Source organism: Microbacterium sp. NPDC091676, from assembly GCF_044756645.1.
Taxonomy (GTDB): Bacteria; Actinomycetota; Actinomycetes; order Actinomycetales; family Microbacteriaceae; genus Microbacterium; species Microbacterium paraoxydans_D.
On the sequence record NZ_JBIVTI010000001.1, the window covers coordinates 251,890 to 270,825 of the forward strand.

Genomic DNA, 18,936 nt, shown 5'->3' on the forward strand with positions numbered 1-18,936 from the left:
GGCGCGTAGGGTGAAGACATGTCGCGCATCCTCGTCTTCGGCGGCCACGGCCGCATCGCCCTGCTGCTCGCCCCGCTCCTCGTCGCCCGCGGGCACGAGGTCACGGGGGTGATCCGCAACCCCGATCACGTGTCCGAGGTGGAGGAGGGGGGCGCGATCGCTCTCGTCGCCGACATCGAGACCATGGACGTCGACGCCCTCACCGAGATCATCCGCGGGCACGACGCCGTGGTGTGGTCCGCCGGCGCCGGGGGCGGGAGCCCCGAGCGCACCTACGCCGTCGATCGGGACGCGGCGGAGCGGACCATGGACGCGGCCGAACGCGCCGGCGTGCGCCGATACGTCATGGTGTCGTGGATCGGCTCCACGGCTGAGCACGGCATCCCGGAAGACGACTCCTTCTTCCCGTACGCCGATGCGAAGTGGGCCGCAGACGAGCACCTCCGCGCTTCCGGTCTCGACGGGACGATCCTCGGCCCCGGCACGCTGACCTTCGATGATCCGACCGGGCGCATCCGCATCGACCCGGAGGGCCGCGGCGAGGTCTCCCGCGCCGACGTCGCGGCGGTCATCGTCGCCACCCTCGAGGACCCCGGCACGATCGGGCGCACGATCCGCTTCGGCAACGGCGACGAGGAGACCTCGGTGCCGATCGCCGAGGCGCTCGCGCGCTGAGGACGATGAACCGGGGCCGGTCACTCGGGCGCCGGGTGCGGCGGGTCGTCGGTGCCGCGCTCGTCCTGGTCGCTCTTACCGGGGGCACGTCGCTGTCGGCGGTCGCGCAGTCCAGCCCCGAGTCCGCTGCCGAGGCGGTGTCGGTGCAGGCCGCAGAGCCCGGCGCGACCCGAGAGCAGGCCGCCGCCCTCGTCGCGGACATGAGCACCGCGGAGCAGGCGTCATCCATCGTGATGGGGCACATCGGCGGGACCGACCCGGCGGCGCTGCGTGCCTACATGCAATCGGGGCTCGGCGGATTCATCCTCATGGGCGGGAACATCCCGGCCACGGAGGAAGAGCTCCGCACACTGACGGCCGCGCTGACGATCGACCCCGCCCTCCCGCCGCTGATCGCCGTGGACCAGGAGGGCGGCATCGTCTCGCGCCTGCCCTGGGACACCTTCCCGGCGTCGACGACCCTGAAGAGCCGACCGGTGACCGAGACCTCGGCGGCCTTCGCGGCCCGCGGCGCGCTCGTCGCCCGCGCCGGGATCACGGTCGACTTCGGCACCGTCGCCGACGTCCCCGCGGACCCCGGCTCGTTCATCTTCGGACGAGCCCTCGGCACCGATCCGGAGGGTGCCGCCGCTCGCACCGCCGCCGCGACAGAGGGTCAGGAGCACTTCGTCGCGTCGACGCTCAAGCACTTCCCCGGGCACGGAGCGGCGCCGGGAGACTCCCATCACGCGATCCCGAGCACCGGCATGACGAAGGCCGCGTGGCGCGAAGCGGACGCCGTCCCGTTCGCCGCCGGCATCGACGCCGGCGCCTCGGTGCTCATGTACGGCCATCTCGCGTACACCGCCGTGGACTCCCGTCCGGCGTCGCTCTCCGCGGAGTGGCATCGCATCGCGCGGGAAGAGCTCGGGTTCGACGGTGTGGCCGTGACGGACGACCTCGGCATGCTGCTGTCCTCGGGGGATCCGGCGTACGCCGACCCCGTCGCGAACGGCGTCGCCGCGGTCGCGGCCGGCAACGACCTCGTGCTCATGATCGCGGGCTCCACGGCGCAGACCGCGACCGAGATGGCCGCGGGGATCACCGCGGCGGTCGACGCCGGGACGCTCCCCGCCGAGCGTCTGGAGGACGCGGCGACCCGTGTGCTCGCCCTGCGTCTGGAGCTCGCCGCCGCGTCGTCGTCGTGGGCCGTCTGCGGGGACTGCACCGCCCGCTGACGCGCTCAGGCTGCGGCGCGCTCGTCCGGGCTGAGCCAGGCGGCGAGGAGGGAGGCGCGGAGCGCGGCGCCGCGGTCTGCGAAACCGCGCTGGCGCCGGACGTACTCGGCCTTGCCCTCCGGCGTCTCGATGCGCACCGGTTCGACATCCCACGCGGACAGATCGTACGGGGCGGCCTGCATGTCGAGCAGCCGGATGTCGCGCGCCAGCTCGAACGTGTCCAGCAGCAGTTCCCCGGGGATCAGCGGGCCGAGCTTCATCGCCCACTTGTACAGGTCCATGCCGGCGTGCAGACAGCCGGGCTGTTCGAGGAGCGGCTGATCCTCTCTCGTCAACGCGGCCCGGTTGCGGGGCACCGCCTCCGGAGTGAAGAACCGGAAGGCGTCGAAGTGCGTGCAGCGGAGATCGTGCCCCTCGACCACCGCGTCCGTGCCCTCCTGTCCGAGCCGCAGGGGGACGGCATGCCGATGCTCTGCGGCGCGGTAGACCATCGCCCACTCGTGCAGGCCGAAGCAGCCGAACTGCCCGGGCCGGGAGCCGGTACGGCGCAGCATCAGCGAGACGAGGCGAGCGAGCTCGGGCTTCTCGGCGGCGAAGCGCTGGGCGTCGGGGATCGCGCCGCCGGGTGTGATCCCGGGGGAGTACCAGCGCCAGGCCACCCGCTCTGGGGCCTCCTCCAGCTCCACACGCGCTCCGGGGTGCCACCGGCGGAGCTGTGCGGGCTTGTAGCCGTAGTAGGTGAAGAGGAAATCCCACACGGGATGCTTCTCCCCGCGTGCGACGCGCTCTCGGTGCCCGGCCGTCAGCGCGTCGGCCCGTTCCCGATGCGCGTCCTCGCGCCGGAGCCAGTCGTCACGCGTGAGGATCATGTCAGTGCAGGATGCCGGCGTCGCCGAGCTGGTCGCGCAGACCCGCGCCGTCCTCCGCGCTCACCCACGGCACCTCGTCCGCGTCATGCGACTCCATCTCGGCACGGCCGCCGGCGAGCACCGCCTCGGCAGGGAGCAGCCGCCGGATCGCGACACCGGCGACCGAATCCGGGTACTCCTCCTGGAACTGCGTGTAGATGGCCTCGTCGTGCTGGCCATCGTCGCCGATCAGGAGCCATCTGACGTCCGGGAACTCGGTGGCCAGCCGCCGGAGGTTCGTGAGCTTGTGCTCGCGGCCGCTGCGGAACCAGCGATCGTGGGTGGGTCCCCAGTCGGTCAGGAGCAGCGAGCCGGCGGGGAACAGATGCCGACCGAGGAACCGTGACAGCGTGGGGGCGACGTTCCAGGCGCCGGTGGAGAGATAGACCATCGGGGCACCCGGATGCTCCCGGAGCAGCTGGTCGAGCAGCACGGCCATCCCCGGCACCGGGATGCGGGCGTGCTCGTCGACGACGAACGAGTTCCAGAAGGCGATGAAGGGCCGGGGGAGCGCCGTGACCATGACCGTGTCGTCGACATCGGAGACGACGCCGAAGCGGGTGCTCTCCGCGACGATGAAGGCCCGCGCCTCGATCGGCTCCTGTCCCTCGACGGTGATGGTGAACGTCTGCCAGCCGGGCTCGAGGTCGGCGCGGATGACGGTGTCGATGACACCGCCGCGGTCGGCGACCACCCGATGCGTGCTGTCGCCGACATGCACGTCGACCGAGGCGAAGCCCACGGGGATGCCGACGAAGCTGCGCCAGCCGCGGATGCTCGCCGGTTCCCCGTCGCGACCGCGGCGCTGCGGCGGGACGATGAGCACGCGACCCAGTACACGGACCCATCCGGGGCCGCCGTAGCCCGGGAAGGGCAGCACGGTGGCGTTCCGGCCGCGGCGGCGCGCTCGTCCCTCGCGCCACACGTGCAGGCGGTGCTCGAGACGGGCGAACCAGTGGATCCTGGGCGCCGGGGGTGCGGGGGCCATTGCCTCAGTCTTTCACGTCGGCGTCGGACTCCGCCGCCGGGGCCTCCAGATGACGAGCTTCGAGACGGTGCAGCAGCCGCTTGCCCAAGTAGGCGAGCACGAGGAACAGGGCGATGACTCCGACGAACAGGTAGCCCGCGAAGTGCACGCGGTCGACGAGCTCACGGAAGCTCCCGGCCGCCAGCGAGGTGACGCTCACATACGCCGTGGCCCAGATGATGCAGGCCGGGGTCGTCCAGGCCAGGAAGCGCCGGTAGGGGTACTCGCTCATTCCGACCGTGAGAGGGACGAGCGAGTGGAGGACCGGGAGGAAGCGGGAGAGGAAGATGGCGATGCCGCCGCGTCGGGCCAGGTAGTTCTCCGCACGGACCCAGTTGTGCTCGCCGATCCGCCGCCCGAGCCAGGAGGCACGGATGTAGGGGCCCAGCCAGCGGCCGAGCCAGAAGCCGATGCTCTCGCCGATGAGGGCGCCGACGACGACGGCCACGCCCATCGCGATGCCCTCCAGAGGGGTGGCGACCCCCATCGAGGCGATGATGACGATCGTGTCGCCCGGGACGATGAGGCCGATGAGGATGCTCGTCTCCAGCATGACGGCCAGACCTGCGACCAGCGTGCGCGTGACCGGATCGATCGACTGCACGGTGTCGAGGAGCCAGAGCAGGAGGTCGTCCACCCCATGAGGATACGGGAGCGGCCCGGTCCTAGGCTGGAAAGGTGCCCGACCGTCTGAGCCCCCGACCGCTGTCGTCCTGGGTGGCTCCGGAGCGCCTCTTCCCGGTGCTCGCGGCGCGGCGGTCGGACGTGTTCTGGCTCGATGCGGGCGCTGACGCCGTCGAGGGATGGAGCTTCCTCGGCACCGGGGTCGCGGAACCGCTCCCGGAGGACGTGCGGCTGGATACCGGGCCCGTCGAGGCGGGGATGCCGCCGTTCCGCGGGGGATGGGTGGGCTGGCGCGACTACGAGAGCGGAGCCGTCCGCGCGGGGGCTCCGGTCGCCACCGATCCGGAGCCGGAAGCCCGGACGTGGCTGCGCGTGAGCATGGCCATGGCGTTCGATCATGCCGCGCACCGCTTGTGGCTCCTGGCCCCGGCGGAGGAGACGGGCGAAGGGGAGGGCTGGCTGCAGAGTCTCCTGGCCGCCACCGGTCCCGAGACGCCGACCCCGCGGCCGCGGGAGGACCGTCACGTCGCCGAGGCCCGCCATACCCCTGCCGCATACGAGCAGCTCATCGAACGCTGCCGTGACCTCATCCACGCCGGCATCGCCTACCAGCTCTGCCTCACGACGCGGTTCACCGTGCCAGGGTCCCACGACCCCGTCGCCGTGTACGAGCGGCTCCGGGCGGCGACTCCCGCCCACCATGGCGGATTCCTGCGCATCGGGGGACGTGCGCTCCTCAGCGCCAGCCCCGAGCAGTTCCTCCACGCCGGCGGTGGCGTCATCCGCACCCGGCCCATCAAGGGGACCCGCCCTCGAGGCACCGATGCCGTGACCGATGCCGCGCTCGCCGCGGAGCTGGCCGCGGACCCGAAGGAGCGGGCCGAGAACGTCATGATCGTCGACCTCATGCGCAACGACCTCTCCCGGGTGTGCGTGCCGGGGTCGATCCGGGTCGAGGGGCTCTGGGAGGTGGAGAGCTATCCCGCCGTGCATCAGCTCGTCAGCACCATCAGCGGCACGGCCGCGGAGGGGACCACGGTCGGAGCGCTGCTGGAGGCGGCGTTCCCCGCCGGGAGCATGACCGGCGCGCCGAAGCTGTCGGCGATGACGCAGCTGCACGAGCTCGAAGAAGGCCCGCGCGACATCTACGCCGGCTGCTTCGGCTACATCGGCGTCGACGGCGCTCTCGATCTCGCGATGGTGATCCGCAGCATCGTCGTGGACGAGGAGGCGGCGTTCGTCGGCGCCGGTGGTGGGATCACGTGGGGATCGGTGCCCGCGGCCGAGGTGCGTGAGGTCGCCACGAAGGCCCGCGCCCCTCTCGCGGCGCTCGGCGCGGAAATGCCCGTCACCTGGCGTTCCGATATCCTGAACTGATCCCGTTTTTTCCTTCAGATTGGTCGTGCGTTCGTTGTCCGAGAACATGTCCACCGCTCCCGTCGACGAGGAGTTCTCCTCGCCGCACGCCATCCAGGCCAAGTGGCAGAAGTACTGGGCGGAGCACGAGACGTTCCTCACGGGCGGCGACGACGACACGCGGCCGCGGCGCTACGTGCTGGCCATGTTCCCGTACCCCTCCGGTGACCTGCACATGGGGCACGCGGAGAACTACCTGTACTCCGACATCGTCGCCCGCTTCTGGCGGCACCGCGGTCACAACGTCCTGAACCCGATCGGGTGGGACTCCTTCGGCCTGCCCGCGGAGAACGCCGCGATCCGTCAGGGTGCCGACCCGCGCGAGTGGACGTACCAGAACATCGCGCAGCAGAAGGTCGGCTTCCAGCAGTACGGCGTCTCGTTCGACTGGAGCCGGGTGCTGCACACGTCCGACCCCGAGTACTACCGCTGGAACCAGTGGCTGTTCCTGAAGATGTACGAGCGCGGTCTGGCGTACCGGAAGAAGAGCCCGGTCAACTGGTGCCCGAACGACCAGACGGTCCTGGCCAACGAGCAGGTCGTGGACGGGCGCTGTGAGCGCTGCGGCTACGAGGTCGTCAAGAAGAAGCTCACCCAGTGGTACTTCCGCATCACCGACTATGCGGACCGCCTGCTCGACGACCTGAACCAGCTCGAGGGGTTCTGGCCGCACAAGGTGCTGCAGATGCAGCGCAACTGGATCGGCCGTTCCGTCGGTGCCGATGTCGACTTCCGCATCGAAGGCCGCGAGGAGCCCGTGACGGTGTTCTCGACCCGTCCGGACACGCTGCACGGCGCGACGTTCTTCGTCGTCGCGCCCGACGGCGACTTGGCCGCCGAGATCGCCGCGGAGGCCGAGCCCGAGGTGCGCGAGCGCTTCCAGGCCTACCTGGCCGAGGTGCAGAAGACCACGGACATCGATCGGAAGTCCACCGACCGTCCTAAGACGGGCGTGTTCCTGGGCCGCTACGCGATCAACCCGGTCAACGGCGAGAAGCTCCCGATCTGGGCCGCCGACTACGTGCTGGCCGACTACGGGCACGGCGCCGTCATGGCGGTCCCGGCGCACGACCAGCGCGACCTGGACTTCGCACGCGCGTTCGATCTGCCGGTCAAGGTCGTCGTCGACACCACCGCTCCGGTCACCGGTGCCATGCCGGTCATCGAGGTGGATGAGGACGGCGTCCCGATCGACGCCGATGCCGCGCTCGACGAGCAGAACCCGGCGAAGACCGGTGTCGCGCTCACCGGCGAGGGGCGCATGATCAACTCCGGTCCGCTGAATGGACTGTCGAAGCGCAACGCGATCGCGCGCGCCATCGAGCAGCTGGAGGCCACGGGGACGGGTCGGGCGGCGAAGAACTACCGCCTGCGTGACTGGCTGATCTCGCGTCAGCGGTTCTGGGGGACCCCGATCCCGATGCTGCACACCGACGACGGCCGCATCGTCCCGGTCCCGGAGGACCGGCTGCCGGTCAAGCTGCCGAGCGTCGAGGGCCTCGACCTCAAGCCGAAGGGCACGTCCCCGCTGGGTGGGGCCGAGAGCTGGGTGCGCACGACGGATCCGGAGACCGGCGACCCGGTGCTGCGTGATCCGGACACGATGGACACCTTCGTCGACAGCTCCTGGTACTTCCTCCGGTTCCTGTCGCCGAACAGCGATACGGTGGCGTTCGACCCGGCCCAGGCGGCGCGCTGGGCCCCGGTGGACTCGTACATCGGCGGTGTCGAGCACGCGATCCTGCACCTGCTGTACGCACGCTTCATCACGAAGGTGCTCTTCGACATGGGACTCATCGACTTCACCGAGCCGTTCTCCAACCTGATCAACCAGGGCATGGTGCTGCTCGACGGCCAGAAGATGTCGAAGAGCAAGGGCAACCTGGTGCTGTTCCAGGAGGAGCTCGACGCCCACGGCGCCGACGCGCTCCGCGTCGGTCTGGCCTTCGCCGGTCCGGTGGAGGACGACAAGGACTGGGCGGACGTGTCGACCACCGGTGCGCAGAAGTTCCTCGCGCGCGCCCTGCGGATCGCGCACGAGGTCGCCAGCCCCGTCGACGTCGTTTTCGACGGGGGCGACGCGGCGCTGCGCCGCGCGACGCACAAGCTGCTCGCCGAGGCGCCCGCGCTGGTCGAGCAGACGAAGTTCAACGTGCTCGTCGCCCGTCTGATGGAGCTGGTCAACGTGACCCGCAAGACGATCGACGGCGCTGCCGGTGCTGCCGACCCCGCCGTCCGTGAGGCGGCGGAGACCATCGCCGTCATGCTCGACCTCATCGCCCCGCACACCGCGGAGGAGATGTGGGAGATCCTGGGACACGAGCCGTCCGTCGGACTCGTGTCGTGGCGTTCCGCCGACCCGGCGCTGCTCGTCGAGGACACCGTCACCGCGGTCGTGCAGATCGGCGGCAAGGTGCGCGCGCAGCTCGAGGTGCCGGCACGCATCGGCGAGGCCGAGCTCGAGGCGCTGGCGCGAGCCGATGAGCGCGTCATCCGGTCGATCGGCGATCGCGAGATCGTCAAGGTCGTCGTGCGAGCCCCGAAGATCGTCAGCATCGTCGTCAAGGGCTGAGTCCTCGGCGTGCTCCGCGGTTCCGCCTACCCCGGTGCGAAGGGATGATGCCCGGATCACGTCGCGACCGGGAACGGCAGTCCTCCACGATGAGTCCCGTCTGAGCGCTTCTCCACGGTCGCTGTGTCCGGCGCCCGAAGGTGGTGGGCGCGGAGCTTAGTGTGACCGGATGACCTCGCCTCCGCCTCCACCTCCTCCGCCCCGTCGGAGGCTCCGCCTCGGGCTCGGCGCGGCGGTCGTGCTGGCGATCGTCGCGCTCTCCACGGCCGTCGGCCTCGGGCTGATGCGGGGTCAACCGTCGTCCGTCGATGCGGTTCCGCTCGCGGAGAGCTCGGCGTCGGTCGAGCCCGCGCCCGCGGAGATCTACGTGCATGTGCTCGGGGCGGTCGAGCGCCCGGGCCTGTACGTCCTGCGCGCCGACTCCCGGGTCGTCGACGCTCTCGCGGCCGCCGGCGGGTCGACGGACGCCGCCGACCTCGCGGGGGTCAATCTCGCCCGCCGGGTCGAGGACGGTGAGCAGATCCTGGTCCCGGTCGTGGGTGCCGTCGCCGACCCCTCGGCTGCGCCGCCCGGTGACGGCACCGTCGATCTGAACACGGCGGATCAGGCGGCTCTGGAGGAGCTCCCGGGAATCGGACCGGCGCTGGCCGAGCGCATCGTCGCGTGGCGCGAGGACAACGGTCGGTTCCGCACGGTCGACGATCTCCTGGCGGTGCCGGGGATCGGGGAGAAGGTCTTGGAGGGGCTGCGAGACGGGGTGCGCGTGTGAGAGTCGCCTACCCCTGGGGATCAGCGGTGTCGTGCGACGACTGCGTGTCGGCGTCCGGTCCGTGCGCAGCCTCCTTCCCCTGAACGCTGCCCGCGTTGATGAGCTCCCGCCGGCACCGCTTCTGATCTCGGATCAGTTGGATGAACATACCCAGGCCGATCGTGAGCCCGAGGAAGACGGTCGGGATCCATCGTCCGGTGAGGCCGGCGAAGAGAAATGCTCCGCCCACGGTCATCCCGAGCCACCCCACTGCGAGGAGCGCAATCAGCCATCCCCGACGGCGGAGCTTGCGCTCGGCCACAGCGGGTTCGTCCGGAGAATCCCCCAGAGATTCCGTCATGCGCGAACCATAGCGGGCTGTCTCCGCTATCGGAGAAGTGCTCCTCCACACCCTGACCTCCAGGGTCGTTGTCCTCTGCTCCTGCGGGAGCGCTCGAGGCGGGCGGAGCGGGAGTCGGCGCGACTCTACGTTGATCGGATGCATGAGCTGCCGCGTTCGTCCCCGGGTTTCGAGTGGGGATCCGCGATGACGCGTGATCTGCGCCTGCTGCCGGTGGCTGTCGGTGCGTGGGGTGCGGCCCTGGTCTGCGTATTCGTGCCGGGAACGGCGGGGTGGTTGGTGGGGGGATGCCTGGCATCCGCGGTGATCATCGGCGCCGCGCTCGCGATCCGGCGCCGCGCCGTCGCGACGATCGGAGGAGTCGTCATCGTGGTTCTCGTCGCGGCGGCGTCCGTGGCCTTCACCGCGCTTGCACAGTCCGCGGACCGTGACGCCCTGCACGGGTGGGACGGCAGGGTCATCGAAGCGGTCGGTGAAGTCTCGTCATCGGCGTCCGTGGGACGGGACGGGCGCCTGTGGATGGACGTGCAGCTGAGCGGCATCGGTGCGCCGGGAGCCGTGGCGCCGGCGGCCGGTCCGGTGCGCATCGGCATCGAGGAGGCGCGGGGGTTCGTCCTCGGTGCGCAGGTGCGGGTGACCGGAGAGAGTGTGCGAACGGACCCGGGGGAGCGGGCCGTGCTCGTCGTCTTCGTCACCGCGGGAACGGTGGAACGGCCCGCACCTGGCGTCTTCGGGTTCGCTGCCGACCTCCGCCGGTCGTTCGTCGAGCGCGCGACACGGCTCCCGGAACCCGGTGCCGGACTCCTCCCGGGGCTGGCGGTGGGCGACACCACCGCCGTGCCCGCTGCGGTCGACGCCGACATGCGCACGAGCGGCCTCAGCCACCTCACCGCCGTGTCCGGGGCGAACTGCGCGATCGTCGTCGCCGCGGTGTTCGGGATCGTGGCGCTCAGCGGCGGGACGCGGGCGCTGCGGGTCATGCTCGCCGCCCTCGCGCTGGCGGCGTTCGTCGTTCTCGTGACCCCGGAGCCGAGCGTCGTCCGGGCCTCCACGATGGCTGCGACGGGCATGCTGTCGATCCTCGTCGGGCGGCCGAGCGCAGGGGCCGGAATGCTGGCCCTGTGCGTGGCCGCGCTCCTCGTCGCCGATCCCTGGCTCGCGTCGACCCCGGGATTCGCGCTGTCCGCCGTGGCCTCCGGGGCCCTCATCCTGCTCGCCCCGGCGTTGGCGAACGGGATCGGGCGCTGGCTGCCCGGTCCGCTCGCCCTGGCGATCGCCGTGCCTCTGGCGGCGCAGCTCGCGTGCGCGCCCGTGATCGCACTGTTCGCGGAACAGCAGTCGCTCGTCTCGGTCGTCGCGAACCTCCTCGCCGAGCCGGCTGCGCCGGTCGCCACCGTGATCGGGCTCGTCGCCTGTCTCGCTGCGCCTCTCCCACTCGTCGCGGATCTGCTCGCCGCGTCCGCCTGGCTGCCGTCTGCGTGGATCGCGACGGTCGCGCACGTCACTTCCGGGCTCCCCGGCGCTCAGGTGCTCCTCCCCGCCGGCCTCGGCAGCGCTGCGCTGGTCGCGCTCGTGAGCGTCGCGATCGCCATCGTGTGCTGCCGCGGAAGGCCGCGCCCCAGGGACGTCGCGCGCACCGACGTCGTGGCGGTGCGGTCTCGTCAGCGGGGGACTTCGACGTTCGGCGGGGTCCTCACCGTCGCCCGATGCGTGGCGGCCGCCGTCCTCATCGTCGTGGCGTCCGTCGGCACCTCCCGCGCGTTGGTCGACGGTCCGCTCGCCCCGCTCGTGACGCCGCACGCGTGGGCGATCGCCGCGTGCGACGTGGGCCAGGGCGACGCGATCCTGGTGCGTTCGCAGGGCGCGATCGCCCTCATCGACACGGGACCGGACCCGGGGACGCTCGATGCCTGCCTCCGCTCGCTGAGCGTCGATCGCATCGACCTCCTCGTGCTCACGCACTTCGACGCGGACCACATCGGGGGTGCGGCGGTGCTCGAAGGGCGGGTGGGTACGGTGCTGCACGGACCGCCCGCCGATGACGCCGATGCGCGCGTGCTCGACGACCTGGCGCGGGCGGGCGCGGCCCTCCGCGCGGTCGGCGCCGGGGACCGGGGCGCTCTCGGCGCAGCGTCGTGGCGAGTGCTCTGGCCGCCGAAGGACAGCGTCGCCTTCCCGTCGGGCAACGATGCGAGCGTCGTCACCGAGTTCGCCGGGGGAGGAGTGCCCCGTGCTCTGTTCCTCGGCGATCTGTCCGCGGCCCCGCAACGCGCGCTGCTCCGCGGTATGTCGCTGACACGATACGACGTGGTGAAGGTCGCCCACCATGGGAGCGCTGACCAGGAGCCCGCCCTCTACGAGGCTCTGCAGCCGAGCGTGGCGCTCATCACGGTCGGCGCGGGCAACGACTACGGGCACCCGCGTCAGGAGACCCTGGAGATGCTGTCGGCTCTCGGTACGCACGTCTACCGCACCGACCACGACGGCCGCACCCTGCTCGGCATCGAGGACGATGCCCTCCGCGTCTGGACCGACGTCGCGCCGCCCTGAGTCGGGTGTCCGACGCCGCCGGTAGGCTGGTCCCATGGCAGCTTCCCGTCCCCCCTCCCGCGGCGGCGCGAAGGCCACGAAGATCCCGCAGGTATCGTGGCGGGAGCCGCATCCCGCACCGCTGGTGCTCGTCTCAGGGCCGGAAGAGGTCTGCGCCGAGCGCGCGATCGCCGGGGTACGCGACTACCTCCGTGCCGAGGATCCGGCGCTCGAGGTCAGCGACGTCCGAGCCGACGACTACGCCCCCGGCACGCTGCTCTCCCTGACCTCGCCGTCGCTGTTCGGAGAGCCGCGACTGGTCCGCGTGTCCGGCGTGGAGAAGTGCTCCGACGCGTTCCTGCAGGAGGCCATCGGGTATCTGGAGAACCCGCAGGAGGGCGCGACCGTCGTCCTGCGGCATACCGGAGCCAGCGTCCGCGGGAAGAAGCTCCTCGACGCGCTGCGCGCAGGAACCGGCGGCGGGATCGAGATCGCGTGCCCCGCCATCAAGCGCGACGGCGACCGGGTCGACTTCGCCGCAGGCGAGTTCAAGGCGGCGAAGAAGCGCATCGCTCCGCCCGCGCTGCGGGCGCTCGTCTCGGCCTTCGCCGACGACCTCACCGAGCTCGCCGCCGCCTGCCAGCAGCTCATCGGCGACGTCGAGGGCGACATCACCGAAGAGGTCGTCACCAAGTACTACGGCGGCCGAGTCGAGGTGTCGGCGTTCGTCGTCGCCGACACCGCCATCGCCGGTCGCTACGGCGAGGCTCTCGTGGCGCTCCGCCATGCCCTGTCCTCCGGCGCGGACCCGGTGCCGATGGTCGCCGCGTTCGCGATGAAGCTGCGCACGATGGCGCGCGTCGCCGGCAACCGCGAACCCAGCAGGCAGCTCGCCCAGCGCCTCGGGATGAAGGACTGGCAGGTCGACCGCGCGCGCCGCGACCTGGCGGGCTGGAACGAGCGCTCCCTGGGCATGGCCATCCAGGCGACCGCGCGCGCCGACGCCGAGGTGAAGGGTGCGGCGCGCGACCCGATCTTCGCGCTCGAGCGCATGGTGACGGTCATCGCCACCCGTGAGCCGTTCGGGGGCTAGGGCTCTCGCCTCCCGGAAAAGCAGAAAGCCCGCCTCACGAGGAGACGGGCTTTCCGGAAGTCAGAAGCTCAGAGAGCCGAGACCTGCTTGGCGATCGCCGACTTGCGGTTCGACGCCTGGTTCTTGTGCAGGACACCCTTGCTGACGGCCTTGTCGAGCTTGACCGAGGCCTTCTTCAGGTTCTTCTCGGCGGCGGCCTTGTCACCGGCGGCGACGGCCGCGCGGGTCTGGCGGACGAGAGTCTTCAGCTCGCTCTTCACGGCCTTGTTGCGCTCGTGAGCCTTCTCGTTGGTCTTGTTGCGCTTGATCTGCGACTTGATGTTTGCCACGTGTGGACGCTTTCTGTACAGGAGTGATTCGGAGTGCCGGCAGCAGAAGAGGGCTGCTGCACGGCGGTCGTGAGGGAAGAACCCACACGCAAGCCAAGAGTCGAGTCTACCAGTACCGGATGGGATCGTGCGAAACGACATCGACCGGACGAGACGCCGTCGCGCGGAAGGTGGGACCGGGTGCAGAATCATCCTCAACGACGACGACGTCAGGAGCCCGATGACCCCCCTCAGCACCGACCCGACCGCGCGTGCGCGGCTCCGCTGGTCCGCCGCCACCTCCTCCGTCCAGATCGAGGGTTCCCGCCGTGCCGATGGCGCGGGACGATCGATCTGGGACGACGAGATCGCCAAGCCCGGACGCATCCGCGACGGCTCGACGGCGGAGCCGGCCTGCGACAGCTATCGCCGCGTGGCCGATGACGTCGCCCTGGTGACCGGTCTCGGACTCGATCGGTACCGGTTCTCGATTCCGTGGGCGCGCGTGCAGCCGGACGGACGCGGACCCGGGAACGTCGCGGCGCTGGACCACTACGCCCGCGTCGTCGACGCCCTGCTGGAGGCCGGTGTCACCCCGTTCCCGACGCTCTATCACTGGGAGCTGCCGAGCCGGGTCGAGGCGGACGGCGGCTGGCTGGCCCGCGACACCGCCGAGCGCTTCGGGGAGTACGCCACCCTCGTCGCCGCCCGCCTCGGAGATCGGGTGTCGTCCTGGTACACGCTGAACGAGCCCGCCATGACCACCCTGCAGGGCTACGCGGTCGGCGCGCTCGCGCCCGGCAGGCAGCTCCTCTACGGCGCGCTTCCGACCGCGCACCATCAGCTGCTCGCCCATTCCCGAGCCGCTGACGCGCTGCGACACCAGGGTGCGGAGAGCGTGGGCCTCGTCAACAACCACACCTGGGTCCTGCCCCTGCGGGACACCGAGGAGGATCATGCCGCGGCGGCGATGTACGACATCCTGCACAACCGGCTGTTCAGCGAGCCGCTGCTCTCCGGGACGACACCCGACCTGGAAGCGCTCGGGCTCCCGCCGCTGCCCGTCCTCGGCGACGACCTCGCTCGCATCGCGAGATCGATCGACTTCTACGGCGTGAACTTCTACAACCCGACGACCGTCACCGCCGCCGGCGCCGGGAACGACATCCCGTTCGAGATCGTTCCGACCCCCGGAGCGCCCGTCACGGGGTTCGGTCCCGAGTGGCCGATCGTGCCGTCCGCACTGCGCGACCTCCTGATCGATCTGCACCGGCGACACCCGAGCATGCCACCGATCATCATCGGGGAGAACGGGGCATCGTTCCCGGAACCCGACGTCGCCGGCCCGGTGGAGGACACCGATCGGATCGCCTACCTCTCCGCGCACATCGACGCGGTGGGCGAGGCCATCGACGCCGGCGTCCCCGTCGAGGAGTACACGGTCTGGTCGCTGCTCGACAACTGGGAGTGGACGGACGGCTACACGCAGCGGTTCGGTCTCGTGCACGTGGACTTCTCGACGGGGGAGCGCACCCCGAAGGCCTCCTACGGCTGGTACCAGGAACTCGTCGCGGGCGCTCATGCCGCCCGCACCGCCGGGGCGGCACGCGCATGAGCGGGACGCCGGGCCTCGTCACCCGCCGAGCGGGCCTGCGCTGGATGTCGCTGTTCACCCTCGCCTGGCTCGCGATCTGGACCGTCCAGCTCACGCCGGTCCAGCTCCTCCTCCCGCTGCAGCTCGACACTCCGGAGGACGACTGGATCCGCGGCGTCGTCTCCTCCGGGATCGTGCTCGGAGTGGGTGGTCTCGCCGGCGTCGTCGCCGGGCCGCTCGCCGGGGCGCTCTCCGACCGCGCCCGCGCCGGCGCACACCGCCGGCGGCCATGGGCTCTGGGAGGGGTCGCGCTCACGGCCGTCTGTCTCGTCCTCACCGGGTTCGCCGACGGCCCGTGGGCGGTCGGCGCCGGCTGGGTCGGCGTCTCGATCGGCGTCGCCGTCTCCTCCGCCGCGTTCACCGCGCTCATCGCCGACCAGCTCCCGACGACGCAGCGCGGCGCCGCGTCCGCCGCGGTCGGGTCGAGCCAGGCGGTCGGAATCGTGCTGGGGGTCGGCCTGGTCGTGTTGCTGGGCCTCGACATCGTCGCCGGGTATCTGCTCCTCGCAGGGATCATCGCGGTGGTGGGCATCGCCGCGGCGCTGCTGCTGCCGGACCCGCCGAGCACCGAGGCGCTGCGTCCGCCGCGCATCGGGCGTCCCCGCCTGGCGTCGCTCCGCGACCGCGACTTCGCCTGGATGCTCTCCGGCCGCCTCGTCACCAACATCGGCAATGCCCTCGGGACGGCCCTGTTCCTCTTCTTCCTCCTCCACGGCCTCGGCCAGGAGAGCACGACCGCACAGGACAACCTCCTGCTCCTCATCGTCGTCTACACGGTGTTCGTCGTGCTCGCCTCGGTGATCACCGGGATCGTCTCCGACCGCACCGGAGAACGGCGCCGACTCGCCGTGGCGGCCACGGTCGTCCAGGCGGCGTCGGGTGTGGTGATCGTGGCTCTACCCACCTTCGAGATGACGATGATCGCCGCCGCGCTCATGGGCGTCGGCTACGGCGCCTTCTCGACCGTGGGGCTGGCGTTCGCGGCCGATCTGCTCCCGGATGAGCAGGACCACGCGCGCGACCTCGGCATCGTGAACGTCACCGCCGCCCTCGGACAGCTCATCGGGCCCGTCCTCGGAGCCGGGCTCGTCGCGCTGGCCGGCGGGTTCTGGCTCGTGTTCCTCGCGGCGGCCATCCTGTCGCTCGTCGGGGGAGCACTCACCGCCGCCGCGCGGCCCCGGGCGCTCTCAGCCTGACGCCGTGCGCTGTTCGATCGTCGCGATCGCGACGGCGAGGACGGCGTTGAACACCCGCGGGCGCATGGCCGTGAGGAGATGGGTGGTCCGCGGCACGACGATGAGCTCGGCCTCGGGGGCCAGGCGCCGGAACAGGGGCTCGTTCAATCGGAGCTGATCGTACTGACCGTTCACGAACCAGAGGGGCACCTCGATGCGGGGGACTGCGGCGGCGACGTCCAGGGCGGCGAGACTGCGGAGCGTCTGGTCCTGGATGTCCAGAGCGTACCCGCCGGCGGCGAAGTCTCCGCGATTCTCCTCGGGGATCGTCGCGGCGAGCATCCGTCGCGTCAGCCACATGCCGCGGTCGGGCAGGGAATCGACCGCCCGGGCGAACAGCCGGTACGCGCGCAGCCCGGCGCCGCGGGGGAGCGAGGTGCACGCGGCGGCGACGAGTCCGTCGACGGGCGGAGGCTCCGCGCCACCGGTGTACGCGAGCGAGAGCAGGCCGCCCATCGAGTGCCCGACCAGCAGCACGGGGCCCCTCTCGGCCGCGGCGCGGACGGCCGCGTCGATCGTGTGCAGCGCCTCGTGGAGGCTGAAGTCCTCGTCCATCCGGCTGCCGTGGCCGGGGAGGTCGACGGCCGTGACGGGATGCCCGTGCGCCTCCAGGTACTCGATCTGCGACCGCCACATGGTCGCCGACGTGCGGATGCCGTGCACGAGGACGGTCTGGACGGTCACGCCTTCAGCATAAGGAAAGCGGGGCCGGTGGATGAACCACCGACCCCGCTTCGACACGAGATGTGTCAGAGGATGTTACTTCTCCCAGCCGACGTTCTCGACCGGCGTGACGCCGAACAGGTCGAGACCGACGTAGGGCTCCGGCGTGAGGTTCGCCAGGCCGTTCTTGACCACGTAGATCGAGGGGCCGCTGTACAGCGGGATGAGGCCCCAGGTCTGCTCGATGATCTTCGGCTCGAGGTCCATCGCCGCGGTGGTCCAGGACTCCGCGTCCTTCTGGCTCTCGACCTCGTCGGCGATCTGCTGGTCGATCTCCTCCGTGCCGGTCGCCGACAGGTTCAGACCGCTGTCCGAGCAGTAGAGCTGGCAGAACCAGGCCGGGCCGAACGGGTCGGAGTCGGTGAAGCGGAGCGAGACGACGTCCCAGTTCTTCGTGGTGAAGTCGCTGGAGAAGTCGGCGGAGGCGCGGACATCGATCTTGAGGTCGATGCCGATCTCCTTCTGCTGCGCCTGCAGCGACTTCGCGAGGGCCTCGATGGTCGGGTCCTCACCGAAGATCGGGAAGGTGACGGAGAGCTTCTCGCCGTCCTTCTCGCGGATGCCGTCCTCGCCCTCGGTCCAGCCGGCGTCGTCGAGGAGCTTCTTGGCGCCCTCAACGTCGTGCTTCAGACCGGCTTCGGCGAACGAGTCCTTGTAGCCGTCCTGGAACGAGTACAGGTTGAGCGAACCGGCGACCGGCTCCTCGTAGCCGAGGCCGTTCCACGCGATCTGCTTCTGCTGGTCGACGTTCACGCCGAGGAAGAACGCCTTGCGCACGTCGATGTCCTCGAACTGCGGCTTGTCGGCGTCGACGAGCAGGACCGTCTTGGCGGTCTGCTGCGCACGGCGGACGACGGTGTCGTCCACTTCCTGGACCTGCTTCAGGCGGTCGTTGGTGTTGGCGCCCACCATGTCGATCTCGCCGTTCTTGAAGGCGTTGATCGAGGCGTCGGGCTCCATGGCCGTGAAGGTGACCGTGTCGAGCAGCGGCGCGTTGCCCCACCACTCGGGGTTCGGCTTGAAGGAGACGAAGCCGCCGTTCGCGTCGAACGTGTCGACGGTGTACGGGCCGGCGCCCCACTCGGGGTGCATGTTGCCGATGAAGGCCTCGTTGAACACGGTCGGGTCGGCGATGTCCGGGTGCAGCACGCCACCCGTGAGGAACGCCATCGACGGCCAGGCGTAGATGCCGTCGAAGGTCACGACGGCGGTCTTCGCGGTGTCACCCTGCTCGACGGTCTTGATCTGCTTGTAGCCGTCGGTCGCGTTCGGGTTGAAGCCCTCGTCGTAGGAGCGGTTGGCCTTCCACGTGGCGTCGATGGACGTCCAGTCCATGTCCGTGCCGTCGTTGAAGTGCGCCTCGTCCTTGAACGTGAAGGTGATGGTCGTGTTGCCATCCTCCTCGCCGATCTCGTAGGCGTCGAGGTACGCGTCGTTCTTCGTGACCTCGCCCTCCGGCGAGACCAGGAGGATCTGCGGCATGTACCACGACCACAGGCGAGCGGTGTCAGCACTGGCGTCGCTGTTGAAGCCGTTCAGCTGCTCCGGGATCTCGTTGATGGGGAAGTTGACCTCGCCACCTTCCTGGAGGTTGCTGCGGTCCTGCGGGTTGTAGTCGGCGGTCTTGGTCTCGACCTTCTCGCCGTTGTCCCCGCCACCGGTGTTCCCGGAACCGCTCGCGCAGCCCGCGAGGGCGAGTGCGAGGGCGCCGCCGATCGCGACCGCCCCCAGCAACTTCTTGTTCTTCATGGTGCTCCTTTCGCCTTTCGGCGTTTCATAAAGGGAAGACTAGTTCGCGCTTTATCCCGGTACACCGCACTGCGGTGAATGCCGCCTAACCGTTATC

General features: G+C 70.6%; 16 protein-coding genes. 9 read left to right on the forward strand and 7 right to left on the reverse strand.

What is annotated here, in order from left to right; genetic code table 11:
* The first annotated feature begins 18 nt into the window (after positions 1-18).
* Both ACIQID_RS01370 and ACIQID_RS01375 read left to right on the forward strand, forming a co-directional pair.
* A complete protein-coding gene (locus ACIQID_RS01370; protein ID WP_312672244.1) occupies positions 19-675 on the forward strand; it encodes an SDR family oxidoreductase in 657 nt (218 codons plus the stop codon).
* 5 nt (positions 676-680) lie between these two features.
* A complete protein-coding gene (locus ACIQID_RS01375) occupies positions 681-1,892 on the forward strand; it encodes a glycoside hydrolase family 3 N-terminal domain-containing protein (RefSeq protein ID WP_400281333.1) in 1,212 nt (403 codons plus the stop codon).
* 5 nt (positions 1,893-1,897) lie between these two features.
* On the opposite strand, the gene ACIQID_RS01380 is transcribed toward ACIQID_RS01375, so the two are convergent.
* From ACIQID_RS01380 to ACIQID_RS01390, 3 genes are read right to left on the reverse strand one after another with little or no spacing between them, the layout of a single operon-like run.
* Entirely contained in the window at positions 1,898-2,761 is an 864-nt protein-coding gene (locus ACIQID_RS01380) for a 3-methyladenine DNA glycosylase (RefSeq protein ID WP_400281336.1), read from the reverse strand.
* 1 nt (position 2,762) lies between these two features.
* Entirely contained in the window at positions 2,763-3,788 is a 1,026-nt protein-coding gene (locus ACIQID_RS01385; protein WP_312672247.1) for a phosphatase domain-containing protein, read from the reverse strand.
* Positions 3,789-3,792: 4 nt separating this feature from the next.
* Positions 3,793-4,464, reverse strand: coding sequence for a DedA family protein (locus tag ACIQID_RS01390; RefSeq protein WP_312672248.1), 672 nt, complete (start codon positions 4,462-4,464; stop codon positions 3,793-3,795).
* Between the two features lie 41 nt (positions 4,465-4,505).
* On the opposite strand from ACIQID_RS01390, the gene ACIQID_RS01395 reads away from it, so the two are divergent.
* From ACIQID_RS01395 to ACIQID_RS01405, 3 genes are all read left to right on the forward strand, one after another.
* Positions 4,506-5,828 (forward strand): anthranilate synthase component I family protein, encoded by a 1,323-nt coding sequence (locus ACIQID_RS01395; protein ID WP_400281340.1) that lies wholly within the window; start codon positions 4,506-4,508, stop codon positions 5,826-5,828.
* A gap of 46 nt (positions 5,829-5,874) precedes the next feature.
* Entirely contained in the window at positions 5,875-8,439 is a 2,565-nt protein-coding gene (gene leuS / locus ACIQID_RS01400) for a leucine--tRNA ligase (protein WP_400281343.1), read from the forward strand.
* 169 nt (positions 8,440-8,608) lie between these two features.
* Entirely contained in the window at positions 8,609-9,208 is a 600-nt protein-coding gene (locus tag ACIQID_RS01405; protein WP_400281346.1) for a helix-hairpin-helix domain-containing protein, read from the forward strand.
* A gap of 7 nt (positions 9,209-9,215) precedes the next feature.
* Here ACIQID_RS01405 and ACIQID_RS01410 read toward each other — a convergent pair whose 3' ends face one another.
* On the reverse strand, positions 9,216-9,548 hold the full coding sequence (locus tag ACIQID_RS01410) for a hypothetical protein (RefSeq protein ID WP_312672254.1): 333 nt from the start codon (positions 9,546-9,548) through the stop codon (positions 9,216-9,218).
* A 186-nt stretch (positions 9,549-9,734) separates the two neighbouring features.
* On the opposite strand from ACIQID_RS01410, the gene ACIQID_RS01415 reads away from it, so the two are divergent.
* Together ACIQID_RS01415 and holA are read left to right on the forward strand one after the other, a co-directional pair.
* Positions 9,735-12,098: a ComEC/Rec2 family competence protein gene (locus ACIQID_RS01415; RefSeq protein WP_400281350.1), complete on the forward strand. Its 2,364-nt coding sequence runs from the start codon at positions 9,735-9,737 to the stop codon at positions 12,096-12,098.
* 34 nt (positions 12,099-12,132) lie between these two features.
* Positions 12,133-13,170, forward strand: coding sequence for a DNA polymerase III subunit delta (holA, locus tag ACIQID_RS01420; RefSeq protein ID WP_025103705.1), 1,038 nt, complete (start codon positions 12,133-12,135; stop codon positions 13,168-13,170).
* A gap of 68 nt (positions 13,171-13,238) precedes the next feature.
* Here the strand turns inward: holA and rpsT are convergent, their stop codons facing one another.
* Positions 13,239-13,499: a 30S ribosomal protein S20 gene (gene rpsT / locus ACIQID_RS01425; protein ID WP_187661676.1), complete on the reverse strand. Its 261-nt coding sequence runs from the start codon at positions 13,497-13,499 to the stop codon at positions 13,239-13,241.
* A 220-nt stretch (positions 13,500-13,719) separates the two neighbouring features.
* Between rpsT and ACIQID_RS01430 the strand changes: the two genes are divergently transcribed.
* Together ACIQID_RS01430 and ACIQID_RS01435 are read left to right on the forward strand one after the other, a co-directional pair.
* Positions 13,720-15,093 (forward strand): glycoside hydrolase family 1 protein, encoded by a 1,374-nt coding sequence (locus tag ACIQID_RS01430; RefSeq protein ID WP_400281355.1) that lies wholly within the window; start codon positions 13,720-13,722, stop codon positions 15,091-15,093.
* Positions 15,090-16,328: an MFS transporter gene (locus ACIQID_RS01435; RefSeq protein WP_400281358.1), complete on the forward strand. Its 1,239-nt coding sequence runs from the start codon at positions 15,090-15,092 to the stop codon at positions 16,326-16,328. The genes ACIQID_RS01430 and ACIQID_RS01435 overlap by 4 nt, the downstream gene beginning before the upstream one ends.
* On the opposite strand, the gene ACIQID_RS01440 is transcribed toward ACIQID_RS01435, so the two are convergent.
* Together ACIQID_RS01440 and ACIQID_RS01445 are read right to left on the reverse strand one after the other, a co-directional pair.
* Positions 16,320-17,051, reverse strand: coding sequence for an alpha/beta fold hydrolase (locus ACIQID_RS01440; RefSeq protein WP_400281361.1), 732 nt, complete (start codon positions 17,049-17,051; stop codon positions 16,320-16,322). The two genes, ACIQID_RS01435 and ACIQID_RS01440, sit on opposite strands and share 9 nt — an antisense overlap.
* Before the next feature lie 75 nt (positions 17,052-17,126).
* On the reverse strand, positions 17,127-18,839 hold the full coding sequence (locus tag ACIQID_RS01445) for an ABC transporter family substrate-binding protein (protein ID WP_136050748.1): 1,713 nt from the start codon (positions 18,837-18,839) through the stop codon (positions 17,127-17,129).
* Positions 18,840-18,936: the final 97 nt, after the last annotated feature.

Excerpts from the sequence above, each read along its gene's own strand:
- ACIQID_RS01385 (WP_312672247.1), bottom strand. The coding sequence starts at position 3,788 with ATGGCCCCCGCACCCCCGGCGCCCAGGATCCACTGGTTCGCCCGTCTC.
- ACIQID_RS01430 (WP_400281355.1), top strand. The coding sequence starts at position 13,720 with ATGACCCCCCTCAGCACCGACCCGACCGCGCGTGCGCGGCTCCGCTGG.
- ACIQID_RS01370 (WP_312672244.1), top strand. The coding sequence starts at position 19 with ATGTCGCGCATCCTCGTCTTCGGCGGCCACGGCCGCATCGCCCTGCTG.
- ACIQID_RS01375 (WP_400281333.1), top strand. The coding sequence starts at position 681 with ATGAACCGGGGCCGGTCACTCGGGCGCCGGGTGCGGCGGGTCGTCGGT.
- ACIQID_RS01435 (WP_400281358.1), top strand. The coding sequence starts at position 15,090 with ATGAGCGGGACGCCGGGCCTCGTCACCCGCCGAGCGGGCCTGCGCTGG.
- holA (WP_025103705.1), top strand. The coding sequence starts at position 12,133 with ATGGCAGCTTCCCGTCCCCCCTCCCGCGGCGGCGCGAAGGCCACGAAG.
- leuS (WP_400281343.1), top strand. The coding sequence starts at position 5,875 with ATGTCCACCGCTCCCGTCGACGAGGAGTTCTCCTCGCCGCACGCCATC.
- ACIQID_RS01410 (WP_312672254.1), bottom strand. The coding sequence starts at position 9,548 with ATGACGGAATCTCTGGGGGATTCTCCGGACGAACCCGCTGTGGCCGAG.
- ACIQID_RS01415 (WP_400281350.1), top strand. The coding sequence starts at position 9,735 with ATGACGCGTGATCTGCGCCTGCTGCCGGTGGCTGTCGGTGCGTGGGGT.
- ACIQID_RS01380 (WP_400281336.1), bottom strand. The coding sequence starts at position 2,761 with ATGATCCTCACGCGTGACGACTGGCTCCGGCGCGAGGACGCGCATCGG.
- ACIQID_RS01405 (WP_400281346.1), top strand. The coding sequence starts at position 8,609 with ATGACCTCGCCTCCGCCTCCACCTCCTCCGCCCCGTCGGAGGCTCCGC.
- ACIQID_RS01445 (WP_136050748.1), bottom strand. The coding sequence starts at position 18,839 with ATGAAGAACAAGAAGTTGCTGGGGGCGGTCGCGATCGGCGGCGCCCTC.